Here is a 6,831-nt window from a genome sequence, read left to right as displayed (position 1 = left end):
CCCCTGCGCTAACGTCCCCCCGCGATGCAGCCACCCACCGACGGCCGCCCCTCCATCTTCCGCAAGGAAGCCCTGGCGCACTACCAGCGCGTCGTGCAGGACGAAGGTGACCTGCTGCGCATCGGTGGACAGTGGACGCGGTGGACGTTCGCGCTCCTGTTCGTCTTCGGCCTCGCGCTGGCGATGGGTGTCCTGGCGTGGCCGGCGCTCATTGCGCCGGAAGGAAACGTGCCGCCATGACGGCCGAGGCTCCGCAGCAGCCCCAGCGCCGGTGGCGGCTCGGCCTGCGCAAGCGCGTGCCCGAAGTGCGTCAGATGACGATGACGGACTGTGGCGCCGCCTGTCTGGCCATGGTGCTGGCCTACCACGGCCGCCACATGGGCCTGGACGCGGTGCGCGAGGTGACAGGCCCCGGACGTGACGGCGCCAGCGCGAAGGCGCTGAAGGCCGCCGCCCAGAAGCTGGGCCTGCGCGTGCGCGCCATCTCCGTGGACCTGGACCGGCTGCCCTTCCTGCCTCCGGCCACCATCCTCCACTGGCGCTTCACGCACTACGTCGTCTTCGAGCGCCTGGGCCGCGGCTGGGTCGAGGTGGTGGACCCCGACCAGGGCCGCCGCCGCGTCTCCATGGAGCAGTTCAGCCAGTGCTTCACCGGCGTGGCCCTGCTGATGGAGCCGTCCGAGAACTTCCAGCCGGGCCACACGCGGCGCGGGCCCTACCGCTACCTGGTGCCCCTGGTGAAGCGGCAGGCCGGCACGCTGGTGAAGGTGCTCGCGCTGTCCGCCGTGCTCCAGGTGCTGACGCTGGCGGTGCCGCTGCTCACCGGCATGGTGGTGGACCGCGTCGTGCCTCGGCAGGACTACTCGCTGATGGGGGTGCTGTCCGCGGCGCTCGCGGGCGTGTTGCTCTTCGAACTGCTCACGTCGGTGGTGCGAGGCCAGCTCCTGGTGGAGCTGCGCACGCGGCTGGACTCGCAGATGACGCAGGGACTGCTGGACCACCTGGTGAGCCTGGCCTACCCCTTCTTCCAACTCCGGCCCGCGGGCGACCTGCTGACGCGGCTGGGCTCGCAGCAAGCCATCCGCGAGCTGCTCTCCACTGGCCTGCTGTCCAGCGCGCTCGACGGTGCGCTGGTGCTCCTCTACCTGGGCCTGCTGCTGGTGGCGGATGCGTCGCTGGGGCTGCTGGTGGTGGGGCTGGGCCTGTTGCAGGTGCTGGTGTTCGCGCTGCCCCGGGCCAGACAACGCAGCCACCTGTCGCGCAGCCTGGACATGGGCGTGCGCAGCCAGAGCTACCTGATGGCCATGCTGTCCGGCATGCAGACGCTCAAGGCCTTCGGCGTGGAGGACCGCATGGTGGGCAGCTACTCCAACCTCTACGTGGACCTGATCAACGTGGAGCTGGAGCGAGGCCGGCTCTCCGCGTGGCTGGACGCGCTGACGGGCACGCTGCGCCGCGTGTCCCCCCTGGTGTTGCTGTGCGTGGGCGCATGGCGCGTGCTGGACGGCGCGATGTCCCTGGGACAAATGCTGAGCATCAACGCGCTGGCCACCGCGCTGCTGGTGCCCCTGTCCAACCTGCTGGGCACCGGCGGGCAACTCCAGTTCCTGAGCACCTACCTGGAGCGCATCAACGACGTGCTGGACACGCCCCCCGAACGCGACGCGGCGCACCGGGGCCGCGCGCCCACGCTGCGCGGCGCCGTCACCCTGGAGGACGTGCGCTTCCGCTACAACCCCCACTCCGCCTGGGTGGTGCAAGGCGTGACGGTCAGCGTGGAGCCAGGGCAGATGGTGGCGCTCGTCGGCCGTTCGGGCGCGGGCAAGAGCACCCTGGCGCACCTGCTGCTGGGGCTCTACCTGCCCACCTCCGGACACGTCCGGTACGACGGCGCGGAGCTGGGCGAGCTGGACCTGCGCGCGGTGCGCAGCCAACTGGGCGTGGTGTTGCAGGATGCCTCGTTCTTCAACGCGTCGCTGCGGGAGAACATCACCCTGAGCGACCCGGACCTGGACATGGACCGTGTCGTGGAGGCGGCGAAGCTGGCCCACATCCACGACGACATCATGGCCATGCCCATGCAGTACGACACACCGCTGACAGACCGGGGCCTCTCCATGTCCGGTGGCCAGCGGCAGAGACTGGCCCTGGCGCGCGCCCTGGTGCGCAGGCCCGCCATCCTCCTGCTCGATGAAGCGACCAGCGCCCTGGACGCCACCACCGAGGCGTACGTGCAGCAGGCGCTGGCGTCCCTGAAGTGCACGCGCGTCGTCATCGCCCACCGGCTCAGCACGGTGCGCAACGCCGACACCATCCTCGTCATGGAGGCCGGCCAGGTGGTGGAGGTCGGCCGGCACCAGGAGCTGCTGGAGCGCCAGGGCACCTACGCGTCGCTGGTGAATGCACAACGGGAGGAGCGCACCCAGGCGACGGGCTGAGGCGCCTGTGAGGGATTCAGGTACGCCGGAAGAAAGTCACGCCCGACGAGCTGCTCCGGGTGGCGACGGAGGCCATCCACCGCGTCAACCCGGCGCTGAACGCCGTCATCGACACGCGGACGCCAGCCGGCCCGCGTAGCCACCGTGAAACGCGCGGTGGGCCCTCGAAGCGCGAAGGCCCACCGCGAAACAGCCGGCTCAGTCGTAGCGGCTGGTGAGCTTCAGCGTCCACGAGCGCAGCGTGCCGCTGCCCACGCCGGACGGGTTGGCGACGTGCAGCTTCCACTGGCCGTTGATGCTGCCGTCGCGCGGAATGCCCCGCGTCACGACGATGCGCGAGGGCGGCGTGCCCTCGTTCGGGCCGTCCCACAGCAGGGCCGTCTCACCACCCGGGTCCTCCAGCGTCAGCACCAGCCGGTGCGGCGCGGTGTGGACGATGTCCAGCTCCACGTTGATGTCCATGGGCACCGTGGCCAGCCCCACCACGACGAGCGGCGCCGTCAACAGCGGGCTCGTCGACTGGAGCCGCAGGTCCGAGTACTCGGTGAAGGAGGCGCCCATCCACGCCGGGGCGCAGTAGCCCTCCACCCAGCCGGACGCCAGACCGATGCAGATGAGCTCCGCCGACGGGCACGCCACGAAGCGGGAGCACACGTCCCCGTTGCCCGCGAGGGGAGAGGTGTCCACGCAGCGGCCATAGGGGCTGGAGCCGTCACCGGGCCGGCCCTCACAGACGAGCCCGGGCTGACAGATGCCAGGGCCCGTGCACGGGTCACCTTCGGCCGCCTGCTGCGTGTGGGCCTTGAGCTGCCCCATCGTGACGGCGTCCACGTTCGCCAGCCGCGACAGCTGCACCATGTGGAGGATGGGACGCGCCGCGACCAGGCTCTGCACCGCCGCCGCGGGGATGCCGAAGACAGTCTCCAGGTTCGACGCGCTCTCCGTGTTCGCGGCGAGGATGGCGCGGCGGGCCTCCGCCACGTTGAAGGCCACCCCGTGGAAGATCCCCACGTGTCCGTCGACCGGCATCTCCACGCGGCCCGTGCCCTTGGCGTACGCCTCCAGCGCCGCGAGCGCCGCGGGGCCCACGTACGGCACCGCGTCCACCTGCTCGATGCTCACGAAGCGGCGGTCATCGCCCGTGTGGAGCACGCCATCCGGCCCCTCGCGGAAGTCAATCAGCGCCTGTGCCGCCGGGGCGTCCAGCGGCACCTCCAGGTCCAGCACGGTGTAGGAGATGGAGGAGTCGTTGAGGAAGGACAGCACACCCTCCGCGGCGGGCGTACCGGTGGCCAGCGCCTGGGCCTGCGTTCCGAGCACGACGGCCTCGTGCGCGGTGTCCGTGGACGTCGGGGCTCCACAGCTGATCAGCGCCGGGAGAACCGTGGATAGCGAAAGAAACAAGGGAAGTTTGAGTTTCATGCGCACCATGTAGCGCAAGACTTGCCCGGCGCACAGGACGTCACCCATGCGTGACGCAATCCAACCGAAGCCGTGGGGAATACGCCCACCTCCGTGGCAGTCTTGCGCGCCATGCGAATCCCCCACGCGCTGTCTCTGGGCGCCGCCGCTCTCCTGGCGCTGTCGGCACAAGCTGCCGCCCCCAGCCGTCCTTCCCCCACCCTGCCTCCGGGCTACTGGCCAGAGGAGAAGGTGGCCGAAGTCCTCGCCAAGACGCAGGAGGTCCGCCTGTCGCCGGACCTCGCCCGCCTCACGCCCGACGAGCAGGCGGCGGTGAAGGACCTGCTGGAGGTGGGCGCCATCTTCCAGGGGCTCTACGAGTCCTCACGCCACCATCAGGCGCTCCCGGCTCGCGCGAAGCTGGAGGCGCTGGACAAGAAGCTGGGCAGCCCCAAGCGCACGCAGGACCTGCTCACGCTGTACCGCCTGTACCAGGGCCCCATCGCCAGCACCCTGAGCAACGCGCGGGAGGCGTTCCTCCCGGTGGACGCGCAGGTGTCCGCGCGCAACGTGTACCCGGTGGACGTCACCCGGGCGGAGGTGGACGCCTTCCTGGCCGCGAACCCCGGCGAGCGCCAGTCCCTGCTGAGCGAGAAGACGGTGGTTCGCCGCGCCACGGCCGCCAACCTGCGCCAGGACGTGAAGGTCCTCCAGACGCACCCGGTGCTGGACACGCTGCATCCGGGCCTGCGCCAGGCCCTGCAAGCGAAGGCGAAGCGGCCCGACGCCAAGGCGCTCTACGCGGTGCCCTATGCCGTGGCCTATGGGCCGGAGCTGGTGAAGGCCTACGGGCTGGTGATGCGCGCGGCGCAGCGGCTGGAGGCCAGCGACGTGGAGCTGGCGCGCTACCTGCGCAACCGCGCGCGCGACCTGCTCACCAACGACTACGAGAGCGGCGACGCGGCCTGGGTGACGGGCCGCTTCCAGAAGCTCAACGTGCAGTTGGGCGCGTATGAGACGTATGACGACGCGCTCTTCGGCGTGAAGGCGTTCCACAGCCTGTCGGTGCTGCTGAGCAACGAGGCGGCCACACAGGAGCTGCGCAAGCGCCTGGGCGGGCTCCAGGCGGTGGAGGACGCGCTGCCCTACGCCGCGAAGAAGCGCGTGCGCGAGGACATCCCCGTGGGCGTCTACGACGTCATCGCCGACTTCGGCCAGTCGCGCGGCACCAACACCGCGAGCATCCTCCCCAACGACGCGCTCGCCGCGCGCCGCTATGGCCGCACCATCCTCCTGCGGGAGAACATCATGCGGAACCCGGACCTCTTCGCGTCCGACGAGCGCATCTGGCGCGCCGCAGTGGTGGACGCCCACGCCAAGGAGCTGGTCTCCGAAGGCAACTTCCAGCGCACCCTCTGGCACGAGGTGGGCCACTACCTGGGGCCAGACCGGGACCAGAAGGGGCGCACGCTGGACGACGCGCTGGAGGACTACGCGGGCGCCGTGGAGGAGATGAAGGCGGACCTGGTGAGCCTCTTCTCGCTGCATGACTTCCACAAGAAGGGCACGCTCGACGCCGCCGGGCTGCGCGCGGTGCAGGCCTCCGGCATCCGCCGCACGCTCCAGAACGTGCGCCCGCGCGAGGACCAGCCCTACCAGCGCATGCAACTGGTGCAGTTCAACTGGTTCCTGGAGCACGGCCTCCTCCAGGCGGACCCGCAGACGGCGCGCCTGAGCATCCAGTACGACAAGTACCCGGCCGTCGTGACGTCCCTGCTGGAGAAGGTGCTCGCGCTCCAGCACGGCGGTGACAAGGCGGCCACCGCGGCCTTCTTCCAGCGGTGGAGCGCCTGGACGCCGGAGCTGCACGAGAAGCTGGCGGCCCGCATCCGCGAGGCGCAGGGCGCCCGCTTCCGGCTGGTCCGGTACGACGCGCTGGGGGACTGAGCGTCCCGCGTCCGGTCCCCGCGAAATCCGCGCGGGGACCGGGCCAGAGCGCTCCGGACAGGGCGTCATCTGGCCGTGTCAGGGTTCGCGCGCGCACGCGTCGGAGGTGCCCCCCACACACCGCCACCCTTGATGCGAGGCTTCTGGATGCCAGGCTCCCGACGTCCGTCTCACGCGCGCGCCATCCTCTTCGGCCGGAATCCCACCCAGGACGACCCCTTCGACGTGGAGGCCGACGCGGCCGAAGCGCTGGGGATCGACACCTACCAGGCAGACCTGGGTGCCCTCCTCTCCGGCAATGCCGAGCAGGCGCTCTCCACCCTCCCTGAGCGCGGCAGGCTCCGGCTCCTCTATCGCGGCTGGATGCTGACGGAAGAGGAGTACACCGCACTGGACGAAGCCGTGTCCGCCCTGGGGCACCGGCTGACGACGACGCCCGAGCAGTACGCGGCGGCGCTCTACCTGCCCAACTGGTACCCCCGGCTCTCCCGCTACACCGCCCGCAGCGTCTGGACGGAGGGCATGGACGCGGCGGAAGCCTGGCACGCGGCCCAGGCGCTCGGCTCGCAGCCCTGGCTGGTGAAGGACCACGTGAAGTCGGCCAAGGAGCGCTGGGATGACGCCTGCTTCATCCCCGAGGGCACGACGCAGGCGCGCTTCGAACAGATTTGCGCCAACCTGGTCGACGAGCGCGGAGACCGCTTCGAGCGGGGCCTCGTCGTCCGGAAGTTCCTCCCCTTCAAGACGTACGGACGGACACCCGCGGGCCCGGCCCACCTCGAGTTCCGGCTCTTCTTCGGAGGCGGCCGGCTCCTCGCAGCCGAGCCGTACCACGAGTTCGACGTCGACGTGCCCGACTTCACCGGCTTCGAGCCCCTGGCGCGGCGCATCGACTCGCCCTTCATCACCCTGGACGTGGCCATGCTCCAGGACGGGGGCTGGGCGGTGGTCGAGGTGAACGACGGCGGCGTCTCCGGACTGCCCCCCGGGCTGGACCCGCGCACGCTCTTCGAAGCCCTGCTCGCTCCCCGCTAGCGCGCGGCGT

General features: G+C 70.7%; 5 protein-coding genes. 4 read left to right on the top strand and 1 reads right to left on the bottom strand.

Annotated elements, in window-relative coordinates:
* The first annotated feature begins 24 nt into the window (after positions 1–24).
* Positions 25–240 (top strand): hypothetical protein, encoded by a 216-nt coding sequence (locus tag FL344_RS31700; RefSeq protein ID WP_011552915.1) that lies wholly within the window; start codon positions 25–27, stop codon positions 238–240.
* Positions 237–2,438: a peptidase domain-containing ABC transporter gene (locus FL344_RS31695; protein ID WP_141621161.1), complete on the top strand. Its 2,202-nt coding sequence runs from the start codon at positions 237–239 to the stop codon at positions 2,436–2,438. Before FL344_RS31700 ends, FL344_RS31695 begins: the two co-directional genes overlap by 4 nt.
* Before the next feature lie 198 nt (positions 2,439–2,636).
* Here the strand turns inward: FL344_RS31695 and FL344_RS31690 are convergent, their stop codons facing one another.
* Positions 2,637–3,758: a proprotein convertase P-domain-containing protein gene (locus FL344_RS31690; RefSeq protein WP_228565515.1), complete on the bottom strand. Its 1,122-nt coding sequence runs from the start codon at positions 3,756–3,758 to the stop codon at positions 2,637–2,639.
* A gap of 213 nt (positions 3,759–3,971) precedes the next feature.
* On the opposite strand from FL344_RS31690, the gene FL344_RS31685 reads away from it, so the two are divergent.
* Positions 3,972–5,786 (top strand): NUDIX hydrolase, encoded by a 1,815-nt coding sequence (locus tag FL344_RS31685; RefSeq protein ID WP_194863324.1) that lies wholly within the window; start codon positions 3,972–3,974, stop codon positions 5,784–5,786.
* 147 nt (positions 5,787–5,933) lie between these two features.
* Positions 5,934–6,821 (top strand): ATP-grasp domain-containing protein, encoded by an 888-nt coding sequence (locus tag FL344_RS31680; RefSeq protein WP_228565514.1) that lies wholly within the window; start codon positions 5,934–5,936, stop codon positions 6,819–6,821.
* Positions 6,822–6,831 lie beyond the last annotated feature (10 nt).

The sequence above is a fragment of the Myxococcus sp. AB036A genome, assembly GCF_006547355.1.
GTDB lineage: Bacteria > Myxococcota > Myxococcia > Myxococcales > Myxococcaceae > Myxococcus > Myxococcus virescens.
The sequence above is the reverse complement of the archived record's forward strand: the minus strand, read 5'-3'. Positions and strand labels throughout refer to the sequence as shown.

What these genes read in the sequence shown, in the direction of transcription:
- FL344_RS31680 (WP_228565514.1), top strand. Translation starts at nt 5,934, where the DNA reads ATGCCAGGCTCCCGACGTCCGTCTCACGCGCGCGCCATCCTCTTCGGC.
- FL344_RS31685 (WP_194863324.1), top strand. Translation starts at nt 3,972, where the DNA reads ATGCGAATCCCCCACGCGCTGTCTCTGGGCGCCGCCGCTCTCCTGGCG.
- FL344_RS31695 (WP_141621161.1), top strand. Translation starts at nt 237, where the DNA reads ATGACGGCCGAGGCTCCGCAGCAGCCCCAGCGCCGGTGGCGGCTCGGC.
- FL344_RS31700 (WP_011552915.1), top strand. Translation starts at nt 25, where the DNA reads ATGCAGCCACCCACCGACGGCCGCCCCTCCATCTTCCGCAAGGAAGCC.